Source organism: Thioclava sp. UBA3469 (assembly GCF_002378135.1).
In the GTDB taxonomy this organism is placed as follows: domain Bacteria; phylum Pseudomonadota; class Alphaproteobacteria; order Rhodobacterales; family Rhodobacteraceae; genus Thioclava; species Thioclava sediminum.
Genome location: NZ_DFRG01000194.1, coordinates 1 through 370, shown reverse-complemented (window position 1 = coordinate 370; position 370 = coordinate 1). Strand labels below are relative to the sequence as shown.

1 protein-coding gene is annotated in these 370 nt (G+C 69.7%); it reads left to right on the top strand.

Features of this window, described 5'->3' with window-relative positions; all coding sequences use genetic code 11:
• Window positions 1–370: cytochrome c biogenesis protein CcsA (gene ccsA / locus B3D39_RS13850; protein ID WP_286789815.1), on the top strand; the 370-nt coding region annotated here is incomplete at both ends.

The window sequence follows — 370 nt, the reverse complement described above, 5'->3', positions numbered from 1 at the left end:
CGCTCTTCGGGGCGGCGGCGGCCGTGTTCGGTGGCGCTCTGCCGCCGCGGCTGCGCGCCCGCGTGCTGAGCGTTCAGGCCTGGATCGGCGTGGCCTTCCTCGGCTTTATCATCTTCACCTCCAACCCGTTCCTGCGTCTCGCGGAGCCGCCGTTCAACGGTGAGGGGATGAATCCGCTCCTGCAGGACCCGGGGCTCGCCTTCCACCCGCCCTTCCTCTATCTCGGCTATGTCGGCCTCTCAATGTCGTTCTCCTTCGCGGTGGCGGCACTGATCGAGGGCCGGGTCGACGCGACCTGGGCGCGCTGGGTGCGGCCGTGGACGCTGGCGGCCTGGATCTTCCTGACCATCGGCATCGCGCTGGGCTCGTG